The sequence below is a fragment of the Chitinivorax sp. B genome (genome assembly GCF_005503445.1).
GTDB lineage: Bacteria > Pseudomonadota > Gammaproteobacteria > Burkholderiales > SCOH01 > Chitinivorax.
The window spans coordinates 1-25,798 of sequence record NZ_SCOH01000032.1 but is presented as its reverse complement, the minus strand read 5'-3'; the positions used below and the strand labels follow the sequence as shown (position 1 = coordinate 25,798).

Below are 25,798 nucleotides of genomic sequence, written 5' to 3'. Positions count from 1 at the left end.
ATCGCATGCTAGAATCAACAACACTTCGTCAACTTCGAAAGCGATAGAAAGAGCATGAACACCAAAGTCATGGTGGGCGCCGGCGTCATTGTTGTCGTATTGATGAGCGGGCTATGGATTCAAAAGGAACGCGCTCAAGCACGCCGGCTAGCGCTTGCAGAACAAGCAGAGACTGCACAACGTGAGGCAGAAGAGGCCCGTCAGAATGCAGCGATGCAAATCGCCGAAGTCGAAGTCAACAGCATCGCTGCCGAGCAGGCGCGGGGCGCTGCAGCCGCCGAACAGCTGAAAAAGTTACGTGAGGATGCAGACCGGGAATATTCGTCGGCCCGTAACGAGAGCCATCGCAATCAATATGCTTACGAGGCGCAAAAACGCCGGGAAAAATATGAGCAGGAATATGCGGAGATGAAGCGCCGATCTGCAGATGAGCGTTTAAAGGCACACGAACGACAAAAAGCCGATGAAGCACTACGAGAGCTCAATCGGCAAATTGCCGAAGCCAAAATGGCCGAAGAACGGGAAAAGCGTATCCGTCCATCCGTCGGTACAGTCACTTGTGGCTCCAGCGATCCGCATTGCGATAAATAATCAGCAAATCCGTGCCAAAAGCAAACTTGTTCCGGATTGGTGTCAACGTGGGCGGCGGGCCAGTACCATGGCAGCAGCCAAAATCAAGACCCCGCCCAACCATTGCATAGCGTTCATCTGATCACCTAGCAGCCATGCTGCACCTACGACGCTGACCACCGGTTCAAAAGTCGACAGCATCGACGACTCACTCGGCCCCAAACGTTTCAGCCCACCGAAGAAAGCAATGATTGCCACCACAGTGCAAATCAATGCAATCGCCAACATGGCCGACCACCCAACAACCCCAACAGGCCAAGACAGCTGACTGCCAATCATGCTGACGGAGAACGTCACAGCAGCTGACAGCATGATCACTGTCGAAGTCGCAAATGCATTGCCACCTACCGTGATACGGGATCCAACAACAATATAAATGGAATAGATGACTGCGGCCATCAATCCCAGCACGATTCCAGTTGGCGAGCCGCCCAGGGCCGGGCCGATAGTCAATACCAACCCCAGGCAAGCCAGCCCCAGCGCGATCAACTTATTGCGTGTCAGGGGCTCATGCAAAAACAAAGCCGCCAATATGGTCACCAGAATTGGATACAAATACAGCAACAAGGCCACTAAACCCGGGTTGGCATAATGCAAAGCTGTGAAGTAACAAAATGACTGACCTGCATACCCCAAGGCACCCATTGCCACCAACCCCAGCAAGGCCTTGCCACGCGGCCAGGGATCGCGCCTGAGCGACATCACCGCCAACATGACCAAGCCAGCCAACGAAAAACGAAGCATCAGCACCGTACGCGTATCTGCGCCAGCAGCATAAGCATAGTGAGTGAATAAAGGCATGACGCCGAACGCAAATGCGGACAGCAGAATCAGCAGCGCACCCATGGTACGCTGTGAGGAAGCAGTAAGCATAAGGGAATTTATCCGTTGTTCACCCGCCAGATTGTTACCCGGTTCAGGCCATGGTCGAACCTGACCGTGCTGGGAATCAGGTAGCGTCAGTAAAACCTTATCCCAGTTGACGATAGAACGAGGATATCAGAACAAATCAATCAAGATATTCGAATAAGGTAACGACCTTTTTAACACCAGATACACCTGCAGCAATATCAGCCGCTGTTTTTGATTCGAATCGGCTGACAATACCCATTAAATAGACCGTACCTGCCTCCGTCACCACTTTGATCTGATTGGCATTGATACTGGTATTGCTGATCAATGCTGTTTTGACGCGGGTCGTGGTGGCCGTATCAGCAGTGCGCGCACCCAGCGTGGAATTCGGACCGATTACCAGTTCATTATGGATCTTGCCTACCCCAGGCACAGTACGCGCAGACCGCTCCAGGCCCTGCTTCACATCATCGCTTTCCGCTTCACCTGTCAACAAGGCTGCACGGTTGTAACTAGTGACGTTGACATGAGCTCGGTCACCGAACTCCTCCTTGGCGCGGTTTTCCAATTTCAATTCGATCGACTGGTCATCAATCTGGGTGCCGGTCGTGCGGCGATCATTGGCCATGAGCACCGTGCCGGCAGCAGCGCCCACAACCAGAGGTGCACAACCTTGCAATACCGGCGTAGCCAGTGTGGCAAAGGCCATCAATACAAATGTCTTCTTCATTTCAATCAGCTCCCAATAACATGCAGTCGATGGCGTCGCACAAAGCATGCAACGTCAACATATGTATTTCCCTGACGCGAGGTGGGTGGCCATCCGCAATGCTGAGGTGAACATCTTCCGATGTCAGCACATCACCAACCAGTCCGCCTTCTGCCGATAGGGCAATGACGCCCATTTGGCGCTCATGGGCAGCGTGAATGGCTTCAACCACATTCGCTGCACTACCGCTGGCCGAAATGGCCAGCAACAGATCATTTGGCTGACCAATGGCACGCACCTGCTTTGAATAGACCAGGTCGAAATCATAATCTTCAGCAATAGCAGCCAAAGTGGTGGCATCACTGGCCAAGGCAAAAGCGGCCAGACCCGGACGCTCGCGTTCAAATCGGTTCAACAACAACGATGCAAAACGCTGCGCGTCAGCAGCTGACGTACCATTGCCACAAGCCAGCAGCTTGCCATCTGCCATCAGGCAGGACACGATACGCTCAGCAGCGTGAGCTATGCCAGGCGACAGCTCATGCATCACGCGGGTTGTCAGTTCAATATTGTCGGCAAATTGCCGGTTGATACGTTCAACCAAATCCATTGTCAGGCTTCCAGGATATTGCGCAGCCAAGTCGGTGCGCCCTGTCCTTCGAACAATACAGCATCGAAACGACAAGCAGGCTCACGACCCAGGCTGGCAAGATAATGTTGGGCAGTGGCCAGCAGCTTGCGCTGCTTGGCCGGTGTAATGCTATATATGCTGCCGCCAAAGCCAGACCCCGAACGGGCTTTGACCTCGACAAACACCAATGTGTTCCCGTCCAAGGCGATCAGGTCGATTTCACCCAAACGGCAACGATAATTGCGCGCCACGATCTTCAAACCGTGGCGGATCAGAAAACGGGCAGCTACCGCTTCGGCAGCGGCACCATCGATACTCATTGGACGCTATCGCTACCAAATGAAGTCATGGTGGCCGTGCGCAGAAACTGCTGTCGCTTCAGCTCAATATGGCCCGTCACCCCTTCAAAGCTGGCAGGCACCTCACCCTTGGCCATTTTTGCTGCAATTCGATAAGCATCGATTCCCATCGCATACAGGCGATCCAGATCAGCCGTCAGTTTCTGTGTACTTACGGGGTAAAGGCCAACCAATTCATTACCCTTGTCAGTCAACCAAGGCATGTCAACAAACTGCACGCCTAACAGATCACGGTTTACCGGTGCATTCATCATGCCGTTGTGTACTTGAGACGTTGCATAGGCTGGCATACCGTAACCAATATATGGCCTTGCTTGCCGGGCACGTCTTGGGTCCAACGCCAGGAATACCAACTCCGGGCGAATCCGCTCGATTGTGTCACGTAACCGGGAAAATGTAGCCTGACTACCTAGTTGGAAATCTGCTTCAATGTTACCGCCCAACTGCCGCCACTCTTCGCTGAAAGCTAGTGCAATACGACGATTCAACGGGGTATCGATACTGATCACCAAGGCCCGTGTCTGAGTGCCGCCATACGCACCACGTGCCACTTGGCGGGCTTCAGCTTCCGCCGACAATCCGAATGCAAACATCTGCCCAGGTAAAACAGTACCGGCATCTGGCGTATTCAATACCAGCGTCGGAACAGACACCAAGCCCGAATTCGCCAATGTAGTGATCGCCGGTTTGGTTAGTGGCCCCACTACTACGCTGGCACCTTCATCCAATGCCTGCTTATAGTTGAAGAGCAGATCATCGGTCTGCTCGTTGGTTGGGTAGACACGAATCGGCAAATCAGTCTCTGGCCTTGCTGTTACTGCAGCATTAAACCCTTCCTTTATCGCCTCGGCAGGCATGCCCAAGGCTTTCGTGCCAATGGGCAGTATCAAGGCGATCATTGGGCCACGGGTTGCCTGGGCTGGCGGACTGCTTGCCTGCGTATCCGCTTTGGCCACTGACGCCAGCGGCGGTGCAGTCTCCAGTGGGGTCACTTGCACCACCGCGGTGTCGCTTGCCTTGGTTGCCGGCTTGGCTGGCGCAGTTTTAGTGGCAGCAGTTGGTTTGGCAGAAGGCATGGGCGCCAACTTGTAAGCTGGTTGTGCATCGCGTTTTTCAATCGGAGCAGGCGTGCGGCTGGCTTGGTGCGCACAGCCTGCGTATAGTAAGCAGCTTATCGCTAGCAGGAATGAGGTAATACGTTGTCGCATTTGGAAAATGGCGCCGTGGAAGAAGGCGTATTATATGTGGTGGCCACTCCCATTGGGAATTTACGCGATTTAAGTATGCGTGCCCTGGAGGTTTTACGCACCGTGGACATCATTGCAGCCGAGGATACACGGGTCACACAGAAGTTATTGGCCTCGTTCCAGATCATGACCAAAACCATCTCGGTGCGCGAACATAACGAGCGTCGTGAAGCCGAACGTATCATCAATTGGCTGCGGGAAGGCAAATCCATTGCGCAGGTATCCGATGCAGGCACCCCCGCAGTCAGCGACCCTGGTGCCATTTTGGTGGATGTGGTACGTGAGGCTGGCCTCAAGGTTGTCCCCATCCCTGGTTGCAGTGCCGTGGTCACCGCTTTGTCGGCCAGCGGTTTCACCCAGAACCAGTTCTTGTTTTACGGTTTCTTGCCCCCTAAATCAGGTCAGCGCAAAAAGGCGCTACAGATTTTGGTGGATGCCCCTTATGCCTTGGTATTCTATGAAGCACCACACCGGATCGAAGAATGTCTGGCAGACATGGCCGAGATATTTGGGGCGGAACGTCGAGTCCTGCTAGCCCGCGAACTGACCAAAACCTTCGAGACCATTCACCGCTGCCAGTTAGGCCAGGTGGCAGCCTGGTTTGCGTCTGACAGCAATCAGACCCGTGGCGAATTTGTGGTGATCATTGAGGGTGCGCCGGAAGTTGAAGCTGATGAATCGATCAGCCCTGAAACGCTCCGTGTGTTAGGTATCCTGCTGAAAGGGCTGCCAGTCAAACAGGCATCCGGGTTGGCCGCGGAAATCACTGGAGCCAACAAAAAGCAGTTATACGATGCCGCGCTGAAGCTGAAAGCAGCAGACTGAACAGAGTTATAATGTCTGTCTGTTTTCATTGATTTTGCGAGCCGCCTCATGACCCAGCAACTCACCCTGACCCGCCCTGACGATTGGCACCTGCATCTGCGCGACGGTATCGCCATGCGCGATGTGGTAAAGGACACCGCACGCCAATTCGGGCGAGCCATTGTGATGCCCAATCTGAAGCCACCTGTCACTACAGTAGAACTCGCTGCGGCCTATCGTGAACGCATTCTGGCCGCCCTGCCTGCAGGTAGCCGCTTTGAACCGTTGATGGTGTTGTACCTCACCGACCTGACCTCGCCAGCGGAAGTCATCAAGGCCAAGCAAAGTGGTTTCGTCAAAGCCATCAAACTGTATCCGGCCGGTGCAACCACCAATTCCGATTCAGGTGTGACCGATCTGCTGGGCAAATGCGCTGCCGTGCTGGCAGAAATGGAAAAACAGGGCTTGCCTTTATTGGTGCATGGGGAAGTAACCGATGGCGACGTAGATGTATTCGACCGTGAAGCCGTCTTCATCGACAAAGTGATGACCCCGTTGACTCGTCAGTTCCCTGGCTTGAAAGTCGTGTTCGAACACATCACCACCAAACAAGCCGCACAATTTGTCATGGCGGCACCCAGCAATATTGGTGCGACCTTGACGCCACAGCATCTGCTGATGAATCGAAATGCATTGTTTATCGGTGGTGTACGGCCACATCACTATTGCCTGCCGGTATTGAAACGCGAAGAACATCGGGTGGAACTGCTGAAAGCCGCTACCAGCGGTAATCCAAAATTCTTCCTGGGTACGGATTCTGCACCGCATGCCAAGCACACCAAGGAAGCCGCCTGTGGCTGTGCCGGCATCTACTCTGCCCATGCTGCGATTGAGCTATATGCGGAAGCCTTCGAAAGCGTAAACGCCCTGGACAAGCTGGAAGCATTCGCCAGCTTCAATGGGGCAGATTTCTATAGCCTGCCACGTCATTCGGATACCATCACCTTGGTAAAGGAAAGCTGGACCGTGCCCGCCGAATACCAGTTCGGCGATTCAACAGTCGTGCCACTGCGTGCTGGCGAAACCATCGGCTGGTGCATGCAGGGTTAAATACTGGCATTCATCCGGATCAGCGGCGGAATTTTTCCGATTCGGTGGTAGAATTCCGCCTGAAGTCAGCCAGACAATCGCTGCCCGAGCAATCGGGGGGAGGAAAGTCCGGGCTCCACAGAGCAGGGTGACGGCTAACGGCCGTACGTCGCGAGACGAGGAATAGGGCCACAGAGACGAGCGTATTCAGTTACGGTGAAACGCGGTAACCTCCACCCGGAGCAATGCCAAATAGGCGGACGTTGAGGTTGCTCGCTGAGTCCGCGGGTAGGCAGCTTGAGCCTTGGAGCAATGCAAGGCCTAGAGGAATGATTGTCCACGACAGAACCCGGCTTACCGGCTGACTTCAACTTGATATTAGGAACGGATCGCCTGAGGGCGGTCCGTTTTTCTTTCTGTGGTGCTGGAACCTGTAGCCCACCTCGTCTACACTCGGGCGGTTCTCTATTATTAAGTTGCGGCAGCCACGACCATGGAAGTTGAACTGAAACTGCTGATTGACCCAAGCGATGTCAGCAAGCTGCTGAAAGATCCCCTCCTGAAACCAGCGACCAAAGCCCATAGCCAACGAGTGTCGCTGGAAAACATTTATTTCGACACCCCGGATCATGAACTGCAAGCAGCCCGCATCGGCTTACGATTGCGATGTGCCGGTAAGCAGTGGCTACAGACCATCAAAGGTGGGGGCCAAGTCATTGGTGGCCTACATTCCCGCCAAGAGCTGGAATACCCGGTTTCAGGTCGTGCGTTGGACTTTGCTCCGGCTGCTGACAGCCCGTGGGCTGACTGGTTTGATGAAGAGCGGATTACACGGCTGAAGCCAGTGTTTGCGACCAATTTCCAGCGTACAGTACGCGTCCTTCGCCCCACTGACGAGGTGGAAATCGAGCTGGCACTGGACCAAGGTGAAATTGTCGTAACCGACAAAACCGAACCGATTTGCGAAATTGAGCTAGAGCTGAAGGCTGGGCCAGTTTCCGCACTGTTTGACATAGCATTGGCCATTGCAAGCCGTTACAACATCCATATTGAAAATGCCAGCAAGGCCGAACGCGGTTACCGTTTGGCTTATGGCGAACAGATCACTGCACCACAGAAATGGACCTCGCCCACAGTCGCAGCTGATACCCCGCTGACTGACGCCGTCAGCACGCTGGCACACAGCCTGCTTGATAGCTTCCAGAGAAACGAGACTGGATTTCTACGCCGCCCGGACGAGTCAGAATACCTGCATCAAATGCGAGTGACCCTGCGCCGGCTACGCGTCTTGCTCAGTGCATTCCGTCCCCATTTACCAGACCCGGATAAAGTGTCCTTTCTAATGACCGAACTACGTTGGCTGGGAACTGTTCTGGGCAATGCCCGGGATTGGGACGTGCTACTGGGAGAGACACTGCCACCCCTATTTGAGCAGATTGGTCCCCACACCGCCCGAAGCCGATTGCATGCGCGACTGGTCGCCCGCGGCTATGCTGCGCATGACGAAGCACGTTTGACGCTAAGCAGCCGACGCTATCAACTCCTATTACTGGAGTGGGGTCGCTATTTTGCCACCCTTACCAATCAGGAAACGCTTATCCATTTTGACGAAGCACTGGGACCTGTCCTCAAAAAGTACGCCAAGCGACTGCAAGCTACACTATCCAAAGCAGCAGAGGATGGCTTGGCACGACATCAAAGCCGTATTGCCGGTAAAAAAATGCGTTATCTCGGTGAGTTCGGGCAGATGGCGTATGGTGGTAAACGGTACGAGAAATTTGCGGAATGGCTGGCCCAACTTCAGTCGCAATTTGGCCACAGTAATGATGATCGGGTCGCCAATGGCTTGTTGGCAGACATTGTCAACCACGTCAGAAAAACTGATGAAGCGGAGTTGATTGGCCTGCTCCGCGGTTGGTTGATGGCAAGACAGGTTGGCCAGATCACGTTGAGCCAAGATCTGCCCCGCACTTATTGGTAGAGGTAATCGCGAAGCATTCATACCTATCATCCGCACACTGGAGACACCTTTGCTAAGTTTCACGCTCATGATCATTGGTGCCGTCATCGCTGGCTCCATGTTCGAGTCATTTCAGGCCGGCGTGTTTGGTGCCATTGTTGGTTGGCTGCTGGGCGGATTGATCAGCCTGAAATCACGTCTGCAAGCGCTGGAAGACGACGCCAAAGCCAAAATGGCCATCCTGGCCGAATTCCGCAGCCATTTCGACCAGGTCACGCTGGATATCCACACCCGTCTCAGCAAAATCGAGAAACCGGCCACCACCGCCCCACCAACAGCACCCGTAGTGGCCGTACCAATTGCCATCGAACAACCTGTCGATGCACCAGCTACAGTTCCTGAACCGCTTCAATTTGACGAATTGGCGATACTAGCGGTGCCACCTGAACAAGGGTCACCTCCACCCACCCCGCCACAGCCTGAAATTGAACTGACTCCGCTCTCTCCGGCCGATAGTCAGCCAGACATTGAGCAGGCCACTGCTACAGCCCCTCAAGCACAGGCTGAATCAGAATCCAAACCGGCAAGTGTTGCACCAGCATATCGCCGAACTACCCAACCGACGCACCCCGTATCGGCTGAGCCAGACTGGCTATCGACGCGCATTGCCGCTTTTCAGGTATGGTTGTTTGGTGGCAATACCGTATTGCGTGTCGGCATTCTGCTGCTGTTTCTGGGCTTGGCCTTCCTGCTGCGATATGCGGCAGAGCGCGTCGTCGTACCTGTTGAATTACGTTATGCGGGTGTCGCCTTCACCGCCATCGTGCTGTTGGTTATTGGCTGGCGGGTACGCCTGAAGCAGGCAGCCTACGGATTGGCCATGCAGGGCGCCGGAGTTGCCGTCATGTACTTGACCGTGTTCGCCGCCATGCGTCTGCACCCGTTGCTGACACCTCAAACCGGCTTTGTACTGCTGATCATCATTACCATCTGTGCCGCAATCCTGGCCATATTGCAGGATGCCCTGGGCTTGGCGGTGGCAGGCACGTTGGGTGGCTTTGCGGCCCCGATTCTGGCATCAACTGGTAGCGGCAATCATGTGGCACTGTTCAGTTACTTCGCATTGTTGAATACCGGCATTTTTGCTATCGCATGGTTCAAGGCATGGCGGCTGTTAAATCTTGTTGGGTTCGTCGGCACGTTCGGTATTGGTGGTGCCTGGGGGTTGCGCAGCTATCGGCCTGAACTGTTTGCCAGTACCGAGCCTTTCCTGATTCTGTTCTTCGCCATGTATCTGGCCATCGGCCTGCTATTTGCCCGCCGAACCCTGCTGGATGCAGGAGAAGCCCCGTCCGACCGTGCTGCCCTGCTTGCCTGGTCCACCAAGCAGGCCAATTACGTCGATGGCACCATACTGTTCGGCACGCCACTGATCGGTTTTGGCCTGCAGTATGCCGTGGTCAGACACCTCGAATTCGGTGCAGCCTTCAGCGCATTAGCCATGGGGCTGGCTTATCTGATCCTGGCCAGCGTGTTACACCATCGTTCGCAATGGCGCCATGCCTTGTTGATGGAAATTCTACTGGCGCTAGGCGTCATCTTTGGCACCTTGGCCATTCCACTTGGGTTGGATGCACGCTGGACCTCGGCCGCCTGGGCGGTAGAAGGCGCAGGTATTTATTGGGTAGGACTACGGCAACAGCGGCCGGTAGCACGCGGCTTTGCGCTATGCCTGCAATTGGCGGCCAGCCTGGCTTACCTTTCCACCCTGTACGTTGGCACCACCACACTGCTGGATGGAGCCACCTTAGGTGCCATCATGCTGGGTGGCGCATGGTTGTTCAGCTACTGGCAATTACGCCAGACACCGGCCGAACAGCACCGCAGTTGGGAGAACACCAGCCCGCTGGCTTTGATGGGCCTGGCCGCCTGGGATCTGGTACCCGCCTTGTTGCTGGACGCGCAAGGCGCCACCATGGCCTGGGCCTTGCTGGGTTTGGCTACGCTCTATGCTGGCCTGAGGCTGCAAGACCGCAGCTGGTTACCGGCAGCATTGGGGATTCAAGCATTGGCGGGCATTATCTTTCTGAGTCACCTGCAATCTGGCACCGATGGCACTGTGCTGGCTTCCGGTTGGCGTGGTGTGGTGGCTGCAGGCATGCTTGGTCTTGCAACCATCGCAGGCCTGGTGCTGGCCATGCGCGATCCTGTGGCCAAAGTCGACCCGTTGGTGATGAAACCCTTGGGTTTTTCCATGTTGTTCGGCCTGGTATTCATTAACATGGCCGTGCTGTTTGTCACACCATGGAATACAGCCAGTGCAGTCTGGGCAGTCAGTGGCTTGGGCATCGTGTGGCTGAGTGTGTGGTTGAAACAGCGCTGGTCGCTGGTATTTGGCCTGGCACTTCAAGTTGTGGGTGGTGCGGCATTGATGTGGGCTCACCTTGACCGCTTGGTATTGAATCCAGAATTGCCTGCTTTTGGCCACATCGATTTCTGGGCGCCCATTACACTGGGCGTGGCAGCCTATATAGGCGCATGGCGATTATGGCAGGAAGCCCAGCAAACCAAGCCCAATGCCATTATCACCGGCCTACGTGAAATCAGTGCCATCCTGTTGGTCTGGGCCACCGGCTGGTGGGCTTACGCTTGGGTGAATGAGCTGTGGCGCTTGCATGACAGCGCCACCACCCGCCACCTGTTGTTGATTCTGCTCGCAGGCACTGCACTGGTATGGCAATGGGCGGCCCGGCGCTGGTCATGGCGCGATATGGCAACCCTGTGTGCTTTGATTGTGCCAGCCTCTGCACTGATCCTACTGATTGCGGTCAACGATACCGGCCAATATCACCCATTGGCCAGTTTGGGCTGGTTAGGCTGGGGGCTGGTGATTGGCTTGCACTTCTATACCTTGCGCAAACTGGATAGCTTGTTGCCATCGTCACTGTCAACGATGTTGCATGTGGGGGGGCTATGGTTGTGGCTACTGACCATGTCGGTCGAGATGCGCTTCCTGCTGCTGCAACTGAGTGAACACCATACCGCCTGGCGCTGGCTTGGCGGCGTATTGGTGCCAGCGGCCTATCTGGTGATGGCGACATCACAACGCCTGGGCCGTTTCTGGCCAATATCTCAATATGAAAACACCTATCGTAACACAGCAGCATTGCCTGTCGCAGCAGTCATGTTTGGCTGGTTCTGGCTCAGCAATCTGGCCAGCGCAGGCGCGGCGGCCCCCTTACCTTATCTGCCATTGCTCAACCCACTGGAAATCGGCCAGTTATTGGTATTGACCAGTGTGGTGATGTGGTTGCAGGCACGTAACAAAGAATGGTCACCCTCCCTGCCAACCAGCCAGTGGCAATGGGTGGTGGGTTTTTCGTTGTGGTTGATGTTGACCTGCGCAGTGTTCCGTGGCGCCCATCATCTAGCCGGTGTGCCGTTCCAATTCGATGAGCTGATGGCTTCCATGTTGGTGCAAGCCAGCCTGTCGCTGGTGTGGAGTTTGGCGGCGCTGGGCCTGATGATCGCCGGCCATGCCCGCGCCCAGCGGCAAATGTGGATGGTAGGCGCCACACTGGCGGCCATCGTGGTCGGCAAGCTGTTCCTGGTCGAGCTGGGCAACCGCGGCGGGCTGGCGCGAATCGTTTCGTTTATTGGGGTGGGAGTATTGCTGTTGATTGTTGGTTACTTCGCCCCGCTGCCACCCAAAACGGATAGCGAAGTCAAAGAGGACAAAACCCCATGATGTTATCGGCTTGCCGCAATCTGGCCATGCTGCTAATCGCCGGTGGTGCATACGCGACACCCGCTACGTTTGAGGCCCAAGCGCCCATTCAATTGCAAGGCAACGGCCCTTACTATCGGTTGACCCTGCCGATGCAAGCCATGTTGGCCGCACATGACCCGACATTGGCCGACCTGCGCATGACCAATGCCTCAGGCGAAAACATACCGTTTAGCCTGATTCGGCAGAGTGGCCACAATGAACAGCAACAACTGCACGCTTCGCTGACTCCTTTTCCACTGCATGGCGATGCCAGCAACGCCAATGAGCCGTTGACCGTCCAGGTAGAACGCAACACCAGCGGTACCATCGTACGGGTTGAACAGGGCCAGTCTCAGGAAACAAAGGCGGCACCCATCATCGGCTATTTGCTGGATGCCAGTAAAATCGATACGCCATTGATCAGCCTGGATATCGAGTGGGATGCCGCGGTGACAGGGTTCCAGCGCATCGAGATTCAAGGAAGTGACGATCTGCAGCATTGGCGGTCGCTAACCGATGGCCAACTGGCGCGCCTGGAGTTCAACGGCCAGCGAATCAGCCAACAGCGCATCGAGCTGAATGGTACTAAAGCCCGTTATTTACGCCTGTTGTGGCGCGCACCTGCCAACGCCCCCAGCCTGAGCAAAGTCAGCCTGCGCTATGGCGATCAGGCTTGGCAGCCAGCGCCAACGGTCTGGTCCCCCCCGATGCAGGCCACGCGAAGTGCCCAGAATGAGCTGACACTCAACCTACCGCGCGCCATCGTGATCGATCAGCTTGATATCCAGTTGCCGCAGACCAACACGCTGTTACCCGTTCATATCGCGGGCAAATATGACACTAAACAGCCTTGGGCCACCCTGACCAACGGGGTGGTTTACCGCGTGCAACAAGGTAATAGCGAATGGACCCACACACAGCTTGCACTGACTGGCCAACCGTTACGAAGCCTGCGTATACATGCCGATGAACGTAGCGGTGGTTTTGGCCAGACACCGCCCACACTTCGTATCGGCAGCACCGCCTATCAGGTCATTTTCCTGGCACGTGGCAACCCACCCTATCAACTACAAATTGGCCAACCCAGTCTGAAAACCACCGCCCTGCCAATCAACACCTTGGTGCCAGGCTGGGGTAGTTCGCAGGCACCCGCGATTGACTCGGCAGTGTTAGGCACCATGCAGCACACTACCGAGCCCACAAAGCAAACTGCTTTTGGTTTGGCAGAACAAATAGACTGGAAACGTGCCGCCTTATGGGCGGTGCTTCTGGTGGGGGTCGGCATATTAGGTGGCATGGTCTGGCAATTAACCCGAACCAAGCCCAAAAACAAAAGCTGACGTTGCCATGGCAAGCCAGCTTTTTGCCATCAGGCCACCATTTCAGCGGCGGACATATCGGCGTGTGACTGCCATGCCACCCAACACGGTCAGGCCCAATAACAAGGTGGTCGGCACCGGCAGTTGCTGAACCGAGAGGCTGACCACCGACGGGTTGCCAGCTTGGTCGCTTGTGAACGTCGCCGGGGCCACATTGCCACCCGCCATCAATTCCAGTCGCAGCAAATCGCCAGCCGTATCGGTCGTCAGCACGTTGTTGAATGCCTGATCGAACAATTTCACCGCGAAAGTGGTACCGCTTCCCGATGCTGCGGTCAACCAATCACCGGTCAGCGCCACATCAAAACTCAGCCGGGCGCCAAACTGCCATGGCAACAGCAGGTCGCTATTGGCATCATTCACCAACGCCCAACCATCTGCTGTGGGCAGCACGTTACCCATCACGTCTGCCACACCTGTCTGCGTCCCGCCCTGTAACTTGCTGACCACCACCCGGGCCAACGGGGAGTCCAGCAATCCCATCAGGCCAATATCGATAAAACCGGTTTGGGATGAAAGCGATTGGGTATCAATGGTTACGTGATACATCGGCCCAGCCCAGGCAGACGTCGTCATTACCAACCCAGCCAAACAGGCCAGCACATGTTGTTTGAAGCGTGCAAACATAATATTTCCTTTAAAACGCGTGATATCGGGGCATAGCCGCCCCGATTCATTTGACATCGATACCGCAGTTGGCAAGGCTAAGTCTCAGGGCAAGCCCAGACAATAACTTGCCCACCCAATCCGCCTGACATGCCGGGTGCCGTTAAGAGCCGCTAATAAAACTTGGTGAAACGGCTTTAAGCACCCAGCTATCAACCTTTACAACTGGCCACTATAAACAATGGTGTTGAAACCAATACGAATGTTGGAGGAATTGCTGAACAACACCGGGATGCTGATCATCTGTCCAACTGCAGGCGGGGTCGCAAGCTTGACATAAGGCACCCCAGCCACATTTCCGGTTGCATTGAGCAGAGATACGCCCGCAGGTAGCCCTTGCAATGCCACACCCAGTGGTGAGGCCAGTGCTTGTTTAGCAGTCAATGTAATGGTGCCTTGATACTGGCTGGTCGCACGATTGAAGCTCAAACCCGATGCACCGACCGTCAGGTGTGCCGTCACGTCATTCAATTGTGGTGCAAACCTGATACGGGCAACCTCCGGATCATGATCACTGGTCTGATCTGCAAATTCGCTGTTGGTATGCACCACATCATATTCTGCTTTGTTAGCCAGATTATGGCTGACCATGATGTGATCCAACGCTTGTGAATTGCCTTCAAACACGTAGGTATAGCGCTCCCCGGCAGGCAAACTTTCCACCAGATCATGCAGCCCCGCCGCCTTCAGTTTGGCCACTGCAGGTGAAAATTCGAAGTCATTCAAGTCACCCAGCACCACCAGATTGGCTTTCGGGTCTACCGCCAACAACTGTTTAGTGAAATCAGCCAGAATGGCGGTCTGTTGATTCCGTTGCACTTCACTGGAGCGCACCGGCGGTTGGTTGCGGCCAAACAAGCCCTGATCCCCCCCCTTCGAGTTCAAATGATTTGCCATCACAAACAGTTTCTGGCCATTGAACAGAAACTCACCTACCAAGGGTTTACGACTAGCCTGGAATGCAGGGTCAGTCGGCGCAATGCGCCCCGGGCTGAATGACAAGGCAGCAACCCCGCCCTGCTTCACCACACTGACCGCAGCGGTTGCGGTACCGCCGGCACGATCCACAAATGACACGCGGGCCGGGTTGAACAGGAAGCCCTGACGAATATTGCCACCAGGTTGCCCACCGTCCTGATCGTCCACCGGGTTGATCGACCGGAACTGATAGCGCGGCCCACCAGCACGCACGATCGCATCGATCAGGGTGTTATAGGTGTTGGTTGCATCGACGATCGAATCATTGGTAGCACCGTTGTTATCCTGAATCTCCATCAAACCGACAATATCCGGTGCCTGGAGGTTGTTCACCATTTGAGTAGCCAATCGGTCGAACTTGCTTTGTGGATCAGCAGGTGCAAGGTTTTCCACGTTGAATGATGCAATAGCCAGTTCATCTGCAGTCTGTTTGCGGGTTTGCTCCTGCTTCAAGCCCCCATTGATCAATGGGCTCAGCTCGCTGAGTTGCAGCTTGAAGTTCCCGAAGGTGTAATTGATCACGCCCACAGCCTGTGCAAAACGATCACCCACATTGGCCTTCGGCACTTTCACCGTACCATTCAGCGCGATCAGGCGTTCCGGATTATAATCATCGGCCGAAATGATTACGCCGCCACGCGGTGTACGGGTACTGGCAAACGCCCCGCCATCACCCAGCAACGTAACTTCGCCATATTTGTTGGATGGGCTGCTGGCCACGGCATTGTTCAATTGCACCCGCATGCCTTCCAGGCTTTCCCAGAAATCAATGCCGTTGATCGCCGGGTTGAATGTCCCTACACTTTCAATATCTCCCACAGAGCCTTGGTAAATCACTTTTGCTGGTGGTATGCGGCCACCAGCACCGATAACCACTGCGGCAGGCAATGCATTGCCACTGGACACACGATTAACAGTCACCCCAGTCAACTGGGTTGTAGTCAGATTATTGGTACCAGATGTACCACCCGCACGAAACTCTGCGACCTTGCCACTTACCATCACGGCGTCGCCCACCTGTACTGTCGGTGCAGTGCTGGTGTAAACAAAAATCCCTTCAGATGTTGCTACATCGTTATCCGGTTGTGGGTCTTGCATAAAGAAGCCATTGCTCAGCACCAGTGTAACCACGCCCGGCACGTTGCTGGCCGACTGGCCATTCACTGGGGACAAGTGTGCCTTACCCTGAATATCTCTGATTCGCGCAGTATTGCCATTGCCACCACCGTTACCGCCGCCAGTATCACTACATGCCGTAACAACAACCGCTCGGTTACGTGGTATAGGCGTATTGGCTGCAAAATCCGCCGCGTTATTGTCACTATCAGTACACCCGTTACCACGACGCAATGCAGCATTACTGTTGCTCAGCCCAGGTGCTGCTCCACCTTCTGCACTATTGGCGCTGCCGAAACCGACAAAGTCCACAATACGCGCATCCGGCAAGCAGTTGCTTCCACAGTTGAGCAAGCTTGTGGTATTCACCAGTGCCACTTTGCCGCTGGATGACGACATATTGATGGTACCGATGGCATCTGGTGTTGGCAGGGGGGTGCTACCACCACTGCCCGCAGCTTCCTGTACCAGCAAATACTGTCCTGGCTGCAACACACCACTCAGTGCAGTGGCCTGCCATGTGCTACCCGAACTGGAGGCATACTGCACACTCCATCCCGTCAGATCGACAGGCGCAGTCGAACGATTGAACAGTTCAATGAAATCATGGCGCAATGTTGCACCACTATTACCACCACCGCCATAAACCTGACTGACAACGACGGAACCCGCTGCTTGGGCGGTACCCATCAACAGCAGCGATAAGGCGATGATGCGCGGCACGTGTGAAATCCTCAATAGCATGATGTATCTCTTCCCTGATTGTTATATGCCAAATTCCACAAATAATAGTTTTGGAAATTTGGGCAGCATAGCGTACAGAGATTGCAATATTGCGTCAGCAAGATTTCATCAATTTGAAATATTCAGAATAAGCAAACAGTATCTGCCATTATCAATCTAGCATCTGGGAAATCCAAACCAACAACTTGTTTTATTGGCTATTTTATTCAAATAGATTATCAGCGTCATTTCATTACCGATGCATGAATTTCTTCCGTCTGGCGGAATAGCATATGCAGTAACGCGTGTTTGCGACCAAACATATCACGCTTACATCTTGATCAATTCAATTGATGGCTGTGGCGGGAATTCAGACGTGGCAATCAGAAGTGACTACCAATTTGATGAGTAAAATGAATGATAGTTATGGAATTTAGCAAATAACAGCTGGTGAAATGACAAAACTAAAGGTTGATTGACCTGCCACCATCCACGGCAATAATCTGGCCGGTAATATAGTCCCCATCCTGCAGCAAAAACTTGACGGTACGGGCAATATCATCAGGTTCACCCACCCGTCGTAACGGCACGGTATGTAGAATACGCTGCCTCGCAACCTCGTCAAACACCGAGTCACCTTCAGGCCAAATATTGGCGCCAGGGGAGACACCATTCACCCGCACATCCGGTGCCAGGTCTCGGGCCAGCGATCGCGTCAGGCCGGCCAGCCCCGCCTTGGCAATGTTATAGACGATGTGGCCACGCATGGGCCGCTCGGCATGGATATCAACAATATTCACGATAGCGCCATGGTGTTTACGCAATTCAGCTGCAGCGGCCTGTGACAAAAACAATGGCGCCTTCAGGTTTGAACCCAGCAGGTCATCCCAGTCCTTTTCAGTGATATCGCCCACCGGAGTTGAGTAAAAGCTGGATGCATTGTTCACCAACCCATCCAGTCGGCCAAACGATTCCACCGTTTGCGCCACCAGTGCCGGCAACGCCGATACATTCAATAGATCACACTGCACCATCGCAGCCGAGTTCGGACGTTTCAGGTTCAGCTCAGCTACCAGCGAGCGAGCATCGCCTGTCGAACTGCGGTAATGCACCATGATCTGCGCACCAGCGGCATGAAGCTGGCGGCAAATCGCTGCCCCCACCCGTCTTGCACCGCCTGTCACCAACACCACCTTGCCTTGCACCGCGATCTCCCCAACATGCATCAAATCAAACCGGCCCATTGCTCGCAGGCCACATCAACACACTGTAAACTCAAGTCACCAATCGAACAAATGTAGCATAACACCCATGTCATCACTACCTAAGCCCAGTGCAGAGGCACTGGCGCACAGTCAAAATCTACTTTCATACATCCGCAATCATATCGATCAATATGATGGCTGGCTGTCATTTGCCGATTACATGGCAGATGCCCTGTATGCCCCCGGCTTGGGTTATTACACCGCCGGTAGCGCCAAATTCGGTGGTGCTGGCGATTTCATCACCGCGCCGGAAATGACACCTATCTTTGGTCGCGTACTCGCCCGCCAAGTGATTGAGGCTTTCCAGCATACTGCTCGTCATGTGCTCGAATTCGGCGCCGGCAGCGGCAAACTGGCCCTCGATATCCTGCGCGAGCTGGCTGCGCTCGGCCAGTTACCAGATCGCTACTATATTCTGGATGTATCTGCAGACTTGAAAGAGCGCCAATGGCAAACCTTTCAGCATGATCTGCACCTGCTTAAACACGTTGAATGGATAGATCAGATCCCCGAAAGCTTCAATGGCGTGGTACTTGGCAATGAAGTACTGGATGCCATGCCCGCCCGGCTGGTTCATCACACTGAAGGTGGCTGGCTGGAACGTGGTGTAATCTGGCAGCAGGATCAACTGGCCTTCGAAGACAGACCACTCTCTCATCCAAGCCTGATCGCGCATTGTGAAACACTGGATGTATCAGCCCCTTATCTCACTGAAATCAGCCTGACCAACCGCGGCTTTATCAAGAGTCTGGCCGACCATCTACGACAAGGCATCATCTTGCTCATCGACTATGGCTTTGGCGCCAGCGAGTATTACCACCCGCAACGCGATCAAGGTACGCTGATGTGCCACTATCGTCATCATGCCCATGGCGATCCCTTCTTTCTGCCTGGCTTGCAAGACATCACTGTCCATGTCGACTTCAGTGCCATCGCCCATACCGCAGTTGACCATGGACTGGATTTCCTCGGTTACACGACACAGGCCATGTTCTTGCTGGGCGGCGGCTTGCAATCCGTTCTGGCGGAATGCGATCAAACAGTCCCAAAAACCTGGCTCCCTATTACCAACGCCGTACAAAAACTGACCAGTCCGGCAGAAATGGGTGAACTGTTCAAAGTCATCGGCCTGGGTAAAGGCGTGTCCTACACCCCAAGTGGCTTTAGCTACGGCGACCGAAGCCGCTCACTGTGAAACCAATTACATCTTGCCAATCATATGGATAGTATTATCAAAGCGCAGATCGGCCATGGGCTTGGTATCGTAGCCGCCAAAAATATTAAAGAAAGTTACACAGAACGTTTGACAGGCAGAAAAGAATCCGTATAATGCGCGGCTCATGTCGGCGAATTAGCTCAGTTGGTTAGAGCGACGGAATCATAATCCGCAGGTCCGGGGTTCGAGTCCCTGATTCGCCACCAAGCATTTCAAGGGGTTAGCGCAAGCTAGCCCCTTTTGTTTTGCTACACAAAAACGTTTTGCATTGTTCACAATCCCGCCTCTATCCTTCTAAAAATTCCCATCCTAGCCATCTGCTTTTCGTTATGTTTGGCTCCGAGCAAAGCCACTTCTTACGATACTCAACTATGAGTAGCCGCTTTCTATAGGTTTGAATCATGCCTATATCTTTCGGTGATGATGTGAATCACAGACACGATGTATACGTGCGTGCGCACCTCATGCGCGGAGATTTCGCCAAGTCGGTGGGGGTTAAAAAAAAGGTAATATTGGTAATGCAAGTTTTCAAAAAGCAAGAATAGCCATATACATCAATAGCTTGAAACGGATTGCAAAAGGTAATTTTTAGGTAATATTGAGGTAATGAAATTACCTTTTTAAGAGGTCATTTGCCTATCTCAGCATACCCAATAAATTCAATAGCTTATAAAAATATTACCTTTTGTATTACCTAAAATTACCCTAGCAAGGTAATGTTTCATAACCAATAATTTCAATGACTTACATGACAATTCCAGAGCGAATTACCCATATTACCTTTTTTTGACCCTCCCCCTGCTGCTTGAATCGGAGCCTGCCCTAGTGACGCGCTGAGGATGCAACTGCATGAGCTTGGCTGCATGATTTCGCAAGCCTTTTGCGGGGTGATTAAACGTTGGAAGCCCTATAGCTGGCGGCCCTTCCGAGCAATCATGCAGCTGCATAAAAAGCCACCCCTTTAGCGTGCGGGCGTGGTGCGCGCGCTGGGGGTTGGCCAAGGCTAGTTGCCGCCTGCCGCATCTAGTTGCGTTGCGATGTGACGTTTGCATATCCTTGTGCTTTTTTTGCGTGGAAATCGTTGGTCATGGCGTACGAAGGTATCAATCTCTATCAGTGTTTCTCGAAACTGTTTCCCTGGACCCATTCACAAGTCATCGTCGTCAGCGGCACATTTCCGAATCCTTGCGGACATGCCATCCTGAATGCAGGTGGTGTGGGTGGACACTACTTCCATATTGCCGGTGATGGCAATGACCGCCCGTATTACATGGATGAGGCGGGTTATCGACGTTGCCTGAAAGAGAACCGCAAAACGGAGCTGCAGCGCAAATCGATCAAGATCACCAAGCCCGACGCCATGCAGCGCAAGTTTGACGAGCTGGCCAGCCAAGATTGGTTATGGGGTGTGCTACCGCACAATTGCGCCACGTTTGTTGAAACGCTGGTGAAAGCCGGGGGCAGTGATACCGGGCTTTATACCAACTGCCCGGCCTTGGAGGATTGGAAGTGAAGGTGTTGCGGATCATCGGGCTGGGCGTGGGCGGGTGCCTACTATTTGCCGTCCTGGCGTGGACCATTTGCATTTTTGTGATCAAGCCGCATTGGGAAACCTCCCTGTCCGTCATTATCTATTCGTCGTTGGCCGGATTGATGATGGGCGGCTGGCTTGGGGCACGTCACAAGGGGTAGCGGTGCTACCCGCTGCTAATCGATTGGCTAGCGTCCTGGGCGGATGGCGTCTAGCATCGCTAACGTATATGATCAGAACTGGATCACCGTTTCCCCCAGCCAATCATTCAACTCCTGTAACCGTGCCTGCAACGGCACAATCTCATTCTCATAGAACACCTGCGCCGCCTTGCTGGCATCGCCAAAGCCACCGGTATTGTTCGGCACAATCCCCATCAGCTGCGGTGGTACCCGGTGCGCCGCCAATACATCATCCCGCGTGACATTCTTGATGTTGAAGAACTCATCCTTGGCCGCTACCTCGCTGATCGGCATGATCTGGATGCCGTCTTTCTTGCCGTTGGGCGCGTACATGAACAGATTGCGGAAGTTGCCAGGGCCTTTGCTGTCTTTCAAGGCAGTGCGCAGCGCATCCACGTCGGCCGGGTTCTGCGCGGCATCGGTCATGTACAGGATGAAGCCGGCATGGCTGCCGTTCGGGTGCAGGTGTGCCCAACTGTGACACCGTACCCGTTACCCAGCGACCAACCGACCACCAACCGGCAGTTGGCGTAAAACCTAATCGACCATCGACAAGCGCTGGAAGCGTGCGTGGCACAGGTGGCACTGTTCGCACGATGTCAGAAGGGAGTACAGCATGAGTGATATCAAGGAAAAATGGCTCCTTTTACAGGCGGCCACCACCCTTAATGGCCGCCCTATGAACTAAATGAGCCATTGTTGAATAATGACTCGACTTACCATCAAATTACAATGCCCCAGGATTGCTGGCCATTTGATCCATCGTGGTCTGCACATTCTCTATTGAGCCCACAATGACATACACGCGATATGACCGAGTATAGGCCGGTGTCGGTTGATCCTGAGCCACGTGTGCAAATGGTCGGGGCTCATCAACCCGCAATGTCCAGGTAACCACACCGGAAGCCGAAAAATCAGTTACCCGGTACTTTAAGTAAGGGCCGTTAGTGGAAGGCAAGAAATACATACCGAGTGCAGCAGTGCCACTGCGATTGGGCATAATCACCGGTGTCTGGAATTCTTGGTAGCGGCTATTTGCTTCCGGCCAGGGACGCCATGCGATCGGCGTACGCAGCCGATGGTCAGTGTTGGGTGTATACAGGAAGGCATCATCTGCCGAAAATCCTGTCGATGGTAAGTATCCCGTCACAACTTCGAGCGTGGACCAGTCACTGGCCTTGATCGCAGACGGTAAACCGCCGGGAATTTCAAAGGTTGTTTCATATTTGATCGCGTGAGGGAATGGCCCGCTACCAACCGTCACGGCCTTGTGCATCTTGAAATTGGACAATGCCGGCAAATTGCTCGGACAATTCAGCACACTAGTGACCCGCCGCCAGTATGCCATTTGTGTACTGGTCCGCAGCACATTATCCACAGCACTGATTGCCAATAGGTTGCTACTGCTGTAATTACCGACGCCATCCACCTCCGATCCAGCTTCAGTTGGGTTGTACGCTTCTCCGCAGGGCAAGAAAGAAGCTGATGATTGAATTTGTCGACCGTGATCGGAACTGTTCACAAATTCAACGCCGCCCCACGTCATCGAGTCAATTGCGCCCGCCACACGATCGGTCGTCACAATGGTAAGCATATGTGGACCAACCATTTTCTGGATACGTGCGTCACCGTTCGCGCCAGCTGCGACCACCGCCGTTGGCAAAGCCAGGCTCAATAACAGGCTCATCTTCAATTTTTGGATTTTGGAATTCATTTTTTTAACTTATGAAATGGGGGCGAGACTATATCAAATCCGATCGAAAATTTTCAACATTCCGAATATTGCATTTATAGATTGGCGAACCACTCTTGCTACCACATACCGCCGCGTAGCAACTGAGCAGTGGGTAATTGCAATCGAGGCTCATCCAATCAAGCCCTGCCACCCAGTTGGTGAAGTCATCGAATCGGACCAGATCGCGGCCGGCCTGGGCAGCCCCTCGTTTGAGTATCGTTACCAGGTCACGGTCGGGCTGTTGGATTTCGCGGGACACACTGACCAGGTGATGGTGCCGGTGTTGCAATGGTTACGGCAGCATCAGCCGTCATTATTGCAAAACACCGATACCGCCCGTGAAGCCATCCAGTTTGAAGCGGAAATCCTCAATCACAGCAGCTATGACTTGAAGCTGCAGATTTAGCTGTCGGAACCGGTGCAAGTGAAACAGCAAGGCGAAACCCTGCAAGCGATTCACCTAGCGGAACCCGATCTGGGCGAATGCTGCCCGCTGCCCAACCCGCTGCAGATCATTGTCAATGGGCAGGTGATCGATGGCTGAATTACGTTGGGACAGTGAACTGCACAGCCTGTTGGCCAAGCTCAAACCAGCCGAACGGCACAAGCTGGCGCGGCAGATTGCGCCCGAGCTACGCCGTAGCCAGCAACAACGGATTGCCGCGCAGTTGAACCCGGATGGCACGCCCTATGCCCCGCGTAAGCCACAGCTGTATCAGCGGAAAGGGACGCTACGACATGGCCTGTTTGCCAAGTTGCGCACCGCCAAATACCTGAAGATTGAGACCAGTCCGGATAAGGTCATGGTGGGGTTGACTGACCAGGATGAGCAGTTAGTCGAACTACTTATCAGAAGACATCTTTAAAAATGCGACATTTAATACATAGCGCATTGTTGCGGTCTGATTAAATATTGCAGATACTGAATATTGCAAGCAGATTACGAAATAAGCAACTGATTATGGCTGATATCCATGCAGATGAAACGCAATAGCCACCAGAAGATTGAGCAGCGCTACTTCGAACAATTTCAGGCGCATTACCGGGTGCCTGAGGGCGCGTTAGAGTATACCGACAAACCCGACGTCATCATTCGTGGCGACAAAACGCTTGGCATTGAGATTACGAATTTGTACATCTCGCCCGGTCACGAACCCACGAGCGAACAAAAGCAACGCATTTACCGAGAGAAAACGCTGGCGTGCGCTCAGAAGTTATATTTGGCCGATGGGGGCAAGCGCATTGAACTGTCGGTAGACTTTGAGCCAAACCAACCTATCTTCGAAAAAGCACCTTTGGCTCGCGCGCTAGCCAACTTGGCCAAGCAAATCGAGAATATGGCTACGGGGCGGGTCCATCCAGAATTGTTCAAGAATATTCCGCAATTGCGATGCGTTTATTACAACGCCACGGAGTACCTTGATCCGACATGGCGGCTGGTACAGGGCTATGACGCTTGTCCGTTATCGGTTAACCACATTCATGAGGTGGTCAATGCGAAGAGCCAGAAGGCCAAAGCGTATCTGCCTTGCGATGTATATTGGCTGTTGTTGGTGATTGACTTCATGGACAGTGCACAAGATCAGGAGTTGTGGTGGCCCGTTGGAGCAAGAATTGGCGAATCGCCATTTGAGCGCATTCTTCTCTACAAGCCACAGTTCGCCCAAGTGATCGATGTTGCACAATGACAACCAACCCTTCAGTCCGGCAGCCAGCAAGTACAGCTCCGTGGCCGACGCGTATGCGGGAACTTCGACAGCACCTGTTTGGTGAAATATGCGTCATCTGATACCGTTTTTAGCTGGCCTCTCTTTGTGTGCATGCGTATCCACCTACAAGCACGAAGTTGTTACATCGCCCAGTACTAAGTTGGAGCGAGGCAAACCCATACTCATTGCAACACCGAAAAATGGCGCCTACGGCGAGAAGGAGTATCAAGCCTCCGGGCGACAAACTGCCGCTGCGGCTCGATCTGCGTTTTCGAGATTCTCCGACAGAGTTGTCGTCAGTTTGCACTGCACCGACCTGCCGTGCCTTCAGATAGAGGGCAAAGGTAGCTTCACATACCTCGTCATTCCCGAGATTTTGCACTGGGAAGACCGAAACACTGAATGGTCCGGTATCTCGGACCGAGTTGAGATTAAACTGATCATCGTTGACTCGAGAAGCAATATGGAACTCGCTTCCATCGTGATCTCTGGCAAGAGCAAATGGGCGACTTTCGGTGGTGATCATCCACAAGATCTCTTGCCGGAGCCGATTAAACAATATATTGAAGGTCTCTATTGAGTTTGACCTGTCCGCCATGGTCACATCCCTTGTATTGGTCGTTAACATATCAGCACCATCCCGTTGTCCCAGTCCTACCCACAACCAGCTTTGATTTCCACCCTCTAACCCCTGTGGCACACTCGCCGCATGGACTCTTTCGCTGATCTTGCCCGCCGTCTCGAATCGCTGATTCGCTTCGGCACCATTCATTCTGTTCAAGCCCAACCGCCCCCGCGTACGGGTGCAATCGGGTGGCCTGCACTCCACCTGGCTGCCCTGGTTGACCCTGCGCGCTGGCACTACCCGCACTTGGTCGCCGCCCACGGTCGGCGAACAATGCTTATTGCTGTCCCCCAACGGCGAACCCGCTGCTGGGGTAATGTTGCTGGGTTTGTATTCTGCTCAACACCTCAGCCCGTCTAATAGCCTCGATGAACAGCTCTGTGCCTTTCCCGATGGTGCGGTGATCCGTTACCACCGTGGCAGCGGCGCCTTGTCGGCCAGGGGAGTGATTGGGATGCACTGGCCACCAACGGCTACATGTTGGCGACGCCTTATTGAATCAGATGGCCACCGCTATATGACAGCTCCCATAAATATACCAATCGCATAGCGTGCGGTAACATACCGCCCTTTATCCCGCATCCCTCGCACCATGCACCCTCCTTTCAATCTCATGGCGTCCG

Annotated in this window: 22 protein-coding genes, 1 tRNA gene, 1 other RNA gene and 1 pseudogene; 15 read left to right on the top strand and 10 right to left on the bottom strand. The window is 53.9% G+C overall.

The genetic code is table 11. From position 1 onward, the window contains the following. Positions 1-54: 54 nt before the first annotated feature. The gene (locus FFS57_RS17745; RefSeq protein WP_137939154.1) at positions 55-591 is read left to right on the top strand and encodes a hypothetical protein; all 537 of its coding nucleotides are present in this window, start codon (positions 55-57) and stop codon (positions 589-591) included. Positions 592-633: 42 nt separating this feature from the next. Here the strand turns inward: FFS57_RS17745 and FFS57_RS17740 are convergent, their stop codons facing one another. From FFS57_RS17740 to FFS57_RS17720, 5 genes are all read right to left on the bottom strand, one after another. Beyond that, on the bottom strand, positions 634-1,503 hold the full coding sequence (locus FFS57_RS17740; RefSeq protein WP_137939153.1) for a DMT family transporter: 870 nt from the start codon (positions 1,501-1,503) through the stop codon (positions 634-636). A gap of 136 nt (positions 1,504-1,639) precedes the next feature. After that, the gene (locus FFS57_RS17735; protein WP_171014044.1) at positions 1,640-2,212 is read right to left on the bottom strand and encodes a BON domain-containing protein; all 573 of its coding nucleotides are present in this window, start codon (positions 2,210-2,212) and stop codon (positions 1,640-1,642) included. A 1-nt stretch (position 2,213) separates the two neighbouring features. Beyond that, positions 2,214-2,801 (bottom strand): SIS domain-containing protein, encoded by a 588-nt coding sequence (locus FFS57_RS17730; protein ID WP_137939151.1) that lies wholly within the window; start codon positions 2,799-2,801, stop codon positions 2,214-2,216. A 2-nt stretch (positions 2,802-2,803) separates the two neighbouring features. Then, entirely contained in the window at positions 2,804-3,142 is a 339-nt protein-coding gene (locus FFS57_RS17725; protein WP_137939150.1) for a YraN family protein, read from the bottom strand. Continuing rightward, positions 3,139-4,257: a penicillin-binding protein activator gene (locus FFS57_RS17720; protein ID WP_171014043.1), complete on the bottom strand. Its 1,119-nt coding sequence runs from the start codon at positions 4,255-4,257 to the stop codon at positions 3,139-3,141. The genes FFS57_RS17725 and FFS57_RS17720 overlap by 4 nt, the downstream gene beginning before the upstream one ends. Before the next feature lie 123 nt (positions 4,258-4,380). Between FFS57_RS17720 and rsmI the strand changes: the two genes are divergently transcribed. The 6 genes from rsmI to FFS57_RS17690 all read left to right on the top strand — a co-directional run bounded on the left by rsmI (position 4,381) and on the right by FFS57_RS17690 (position 13,390). Then, positions 4,381-5,253, top strand: coding sequence for a 16S rRNA (cytidine(1402)-2'-O)-methyltransferase (rsmI, locus tag FFS57_RS17715; protein ID WP_249384054.1), 873 nt, complete (start codon positions 4,381-4,383; stop codon positions 5,251-5,253). A 48-nt stretch (positions 5,254-5,301) separates the two neighbouring features. Continuing rightward, positions 5,302-6,342, top strand: coding sequence for a dihydroorotase (pyrC, locus tag FFS57_RS17710; protein ID WP_137939148.1), 1,041 nt, complete (start codon positions 5,302-5,304; stop codon positions 6,340-6,342). A 61-nt stretch (positions 6,343-6,403) separates the two neighbouring features. Continuing rightward, an RNA gene (rnpB, locus tag FFS57_RS17705) (RNase P RNA component class A) lies at positions 6,404-6,694 on the top strand. Positions 6,695-6,814: 120 nt separating this feature from the next. Beyond that, the gene (locus FFS57_RS17700) at positions 6,815-8,302 is read left to right on the top strand and encodes a CYTH and CHAD domain-containing protein (RefSeq protein ID WP_137939147.1); all 1,488 of its coding nucleotides are present in this window, start codon (positions 6,815-6,817) and stop codon (positions 8,300-8,302) included. 49 nt (positions 8,303-8,351) lie between these two features. Further along, complete coding sequence (locus FFS57_RS17695) at positions 8,352-12,029, top strand: DUF2339 domain-containing protein (protein ID WP_249384053.1); 3,678 nt, start codon at positions 8,352-8,354, stop codon at positions 12,027-12,029. Further along, positions 12,026-13,390 carry a DUF3999 domain-containing protein gene (locus FFS57_RS17690; protein ID WP_137939145.1) on the top strand — a complete coding sequence of 455 codons (1,365 nt, stop codon included), beginning with the start codon at positions 12,026-12,028 and terminating at the stop codon, positions 13,388-13,390. Before FFS57_RS17695 ends, FFS57_RS17690 begins: the two co-directional genes overlap by 4 nt. A gap of 42 nt (positions 13,391-13,432) precedes the next feature. Here the strand turns inward: FFS57_RS17690 and FFS57_RS17685 are convergent, their stop codons facing one another. From FFS57_RS17685 to FFS57_RS17675, 3 genes are all read right to left on the bottom strand, one after another. Continuing rightward, positions 13,433-14,056: an NF038129 family PEP-CTERM protein gene (locus tag FFS57_RS17685; protein WP_137939144.1), complete on the bottom strand. Its 624-nt coding sequence runs from the start codon at positions 14,054-14,056 to the stop codon at positions 13,433-13,435. Between the two features lie 198 nt (positions 14,057-14,254). Continuing rightward, positions 14,255-16,912: a DUF8508 domain-containing protein gene (locus FFS57_RS17680; RefSeq protein WP_249384052.1), complete on the bottom strand. Its 2,658-nt coding sequence runs from the start codon at positions 16,910-16,912 to the stop codon at positions 14,255-14,257. Positions 16,913-17,376: 464 nt separating this feature from the next. Beyond that, positions 17,377-18,117, bottom strand: a complete 741-nt coding sequence (locus tag FFS57_RS17675; RefSeq protein WP_137939189.1) for a pteridine reductase — start codon at positions 18,115-18,117, stop codon at positions 17,377-17,379. 106 nt (positions 18,118-18,223) lie between these two features. On the opposite strand from FFS57_RS17675, the gene FFS57_RS17670 reads away from it, so the two are divergent. The 3 genes from FFS57_RS17670 to FFS57_RS17660 all read left to right on the top strand — a co-directional run bounded on the left by FFS57_RS17670 (position 18,224) and on the right by FFS57_RS17660 (position 20,906). Continuing rightward, on the top strand, positions 18,224-19,372 hold the full coding sequence (locus FFS57_RS17670; RefSeq protein WP_137939142.1) for a class I SAM-dependent methyltransferase: 1,149 nt from the start codon (positions 18,224-18,226) through the stop codon (positions 19,370-19,372). A gap of 150 nt (positions 19,373-19,522) precedes the next feature. After that, positions 19,523-19,599: transfer RNA gene (locus FFS57_RS17665), tRNA-Met, on the top strand. A gap of 881 nt (positions 19,600-20,480) precedes the next feature. After that, on the top strand, positions 20,481-20,906 hold the full coding sequence (locus tag FFS57_RS17660; protein ID WP_137939141.1) for a hypothetical protein: 426 nt from the start codon (positions 20,481-20,483) through the stop codon (positions 20,904-20,906). 251 nt (positions 20,907-21,157) lie between these two features. Here FFS57_RS17660 and FFS57_RS17655 read toward each other — a convergent pair. Both FFS57_RS17655 and FFS57_RS17650 read right to left on the bottom strand, forming a co-directional pair. Next, positions 21,158-21,562: pseudogene (locus tag FFS57_RS17655) on the bottom strand (phage portal protein); the annotation flags it as partial. Between the two features lie 271 nt (positions 21,563-21,833). Beyond that, positions 21,834-22,820, bottom strand: coding sequence for a hypothetical protein (locus tag FFS57_RS17650; protein ID WP_171014042.1), 987 nt, complete (start codon positions 22,818-22,820; stop codon positions 21,834-21,836). A gap of 16 nt (positions 22,821-22,836) precedes the next feature. Here FFS57_RS17650 and FFS57_RS17645 point away from each other — a divergent pair, with 16 nt between their 5' ends. The 5 genes from FFS57_RS17645 to FFS57_RS17625 all read left to right on the top strand — a co-directional run bounded on the left by FFS57_RS17645 (position 22,837) and on the right by FFS57_RS17625 (position 25,725). Continuing rightward, complete coding sequence (locus tag FFS57_RS17645) at positions 22,837-23,247, top strand: phage tail protein (RefSeq protein ID WP_171014041.1); 411 nt, start codon at positions 22,837-22,839, stop codon at positions 23,245-23,247. A gap of 130 nt (positions 23,248-23,377) precedes the next feature. Next, the gene (locus tag FFS57_RS17640) at positions 23,378-23,707 is read left to right on the top strand and encodes a phage virion morphogenesis protein (protein ID WP_137939138.1); all 330 of its coding nucleotides are present in this window, start codon (positions 23,378-23,380) and stop codon (positions 23,705-23,707) included. Positions 23,708-23,815: 108 nt separating this feature from the next. Continuing rightward, complete coding sequence (locus FFS57_RS17635; RefSeq protein WP_137939137.1) at positions 23,816-24,529, top strand: hypothetical protein; 714 nt, start codon at positions 23,816-23,818, stop codon at positions 24,527-24,529. 88 nt (positions 24,530-24,617) lie between these two features. Further along, entirely contained in the window at positions 24,618-25,130 is a 513-nt protein-coding gene (locus FFS57_RS17630) for a DUF4823 domain-containing protein (protein WP_137939136.1), read from the top strand. A gap of 190 nt (positions 25,131-25,320) precedes the next feature. Continuing rightward, positions 25,321-25,725, top strand: coding sequence for a phage baseplate assembly protein V (locus FFS57_RS17625; RefSeq protein WP_502705924.1), 405 nt, complete (start codon positions 25,321-25,323; stop codon positions 25,723-25,725). Positions 25,726-25,798: the final 73 nt, after the last annotated feature.

Excerpts from the sequence above, each read along its gene's own strand:
- FFS57_RS17640 (WP_137939138.1), top strand. The coding sequence starts at position 23,378 with ATGGCTGAATTACGTTGGGACAGTGAACTGCACAGCCTGTTGGCCAAG.
- pyrC (WP_137939148.1), top strand. The coding sequence starts at position 5,302 with ATGACCCAGCAACTCACCCTGACCCGCCCTGACGATTGGCACCTGCAT.
- FFS57_RS17645 (WP_171014041.1), top strand. The coding sequence starts at position 22,837 with ATGGGGGCGAGACTATATCAAATCCGATCGAAAATTTTCAACATTCCG.
- FFS57_RS17725 (WP_137939150.1), bottom strand. The coding sequence starts at position 3,142 with ATGAGTATCGATGGTGCCGCTGCCGAAGCGGTAGCTGCCCGTTTTCTG.
- FFS57_RS17730 (WP_137939151.1), bottom strand. The coding sequence starts at position 2,801 with ATGGATTTGGTTGAACGTATCAACCGGCAATTTGCCGACAATATTGAA.
- FFS57_RS17720 (WP_171014043.1), bottom strand. The coding sequence starts at position 4,257 with ATGCCTTCTGCCAAACCAACTGCTGCCACTAAAACTGCGCCAGCCAAG.
- FFS57_RS17650 (WP_171014042.1), bottom strand. The coding sequence starts at position 22,820 with ATGAATTCCAAAATCCAAAAATTGAAGATGAGCCTGTTATTGAGCCTG.
- FFS57_RS17700 (WP_137939147.1), top strand. The coding sequence starts at position 6,815 with ATGGAAGTTGAACTGAAACTGCTGATTGACCCAAGCGATGTCAGCAAG.
- FFS57_RS17745 (WP_137939154.1), top strand. The coding sequence starts at position 55 with ATGAACACCAAAGTCATGGTGGGCGCCGGCGTCATTGTTGTCGTATTG.
- FFS57_RS17690 (WP_137939145.1), top strand. The coding sequence starts at position 12,026 with ATGATGTTATCGGCTTGCCGCAATCTGGCCATGCTGCTAATCGCCGGT.
- FFS57_RS17670 (WP_137939142.1), top strand. The coding sequence starts at position 18,224 with ATGTCATCACTACCTAAGCCCAGTGCAGAGGCACTGGCGCACAGTCAA.
- FFS57_RS17685 (WP_137939144.1), bottom strand. The coding sequence starts at position 14,056 with ATGTTTGCACGCTTCAAACAACATGTGCTGGCCTGTTTGGCTGGGTTG.
- FFS57_RS17630 (WP_137939136.1), top strand. The coding sequence starts at position 24,618 with ATGCGTCATCTGATACCGTTTTTAGCTGGCCTCTCTTTGTGTGCATGC.
- FFS57_RS17635 (WP_137939137.1), top strand. The coding sequence starts at position 23,816 with ATGCAGATGAAACGCAATAGCCACCAGAAGATTGAGCAGCGCTACTTC.
- FFS57_RS17735 (WP_171014044.1), bottom strand. The coding sequence starts at position 2,212 with ATGAAGAAGACATTTGTATTGATGGCCTTTGCCACACTGGCTACGCCG.
- FFS57_RS17740 (WP_137939153.1), bottom strand. The coding sequence starts at position 1,503 with ATGCTTACTGCTTCCTCACAGCGTACCATGGGTGCGCTGCTGATTCTG.
- FFS57_RS17660 (WP_137939141.1), top strand. The coding sequence starts at position 20,481 with ATGGCGTACGAAGGTATCAATCTCTATCAGTGTTTCTCGAAACTGTTT.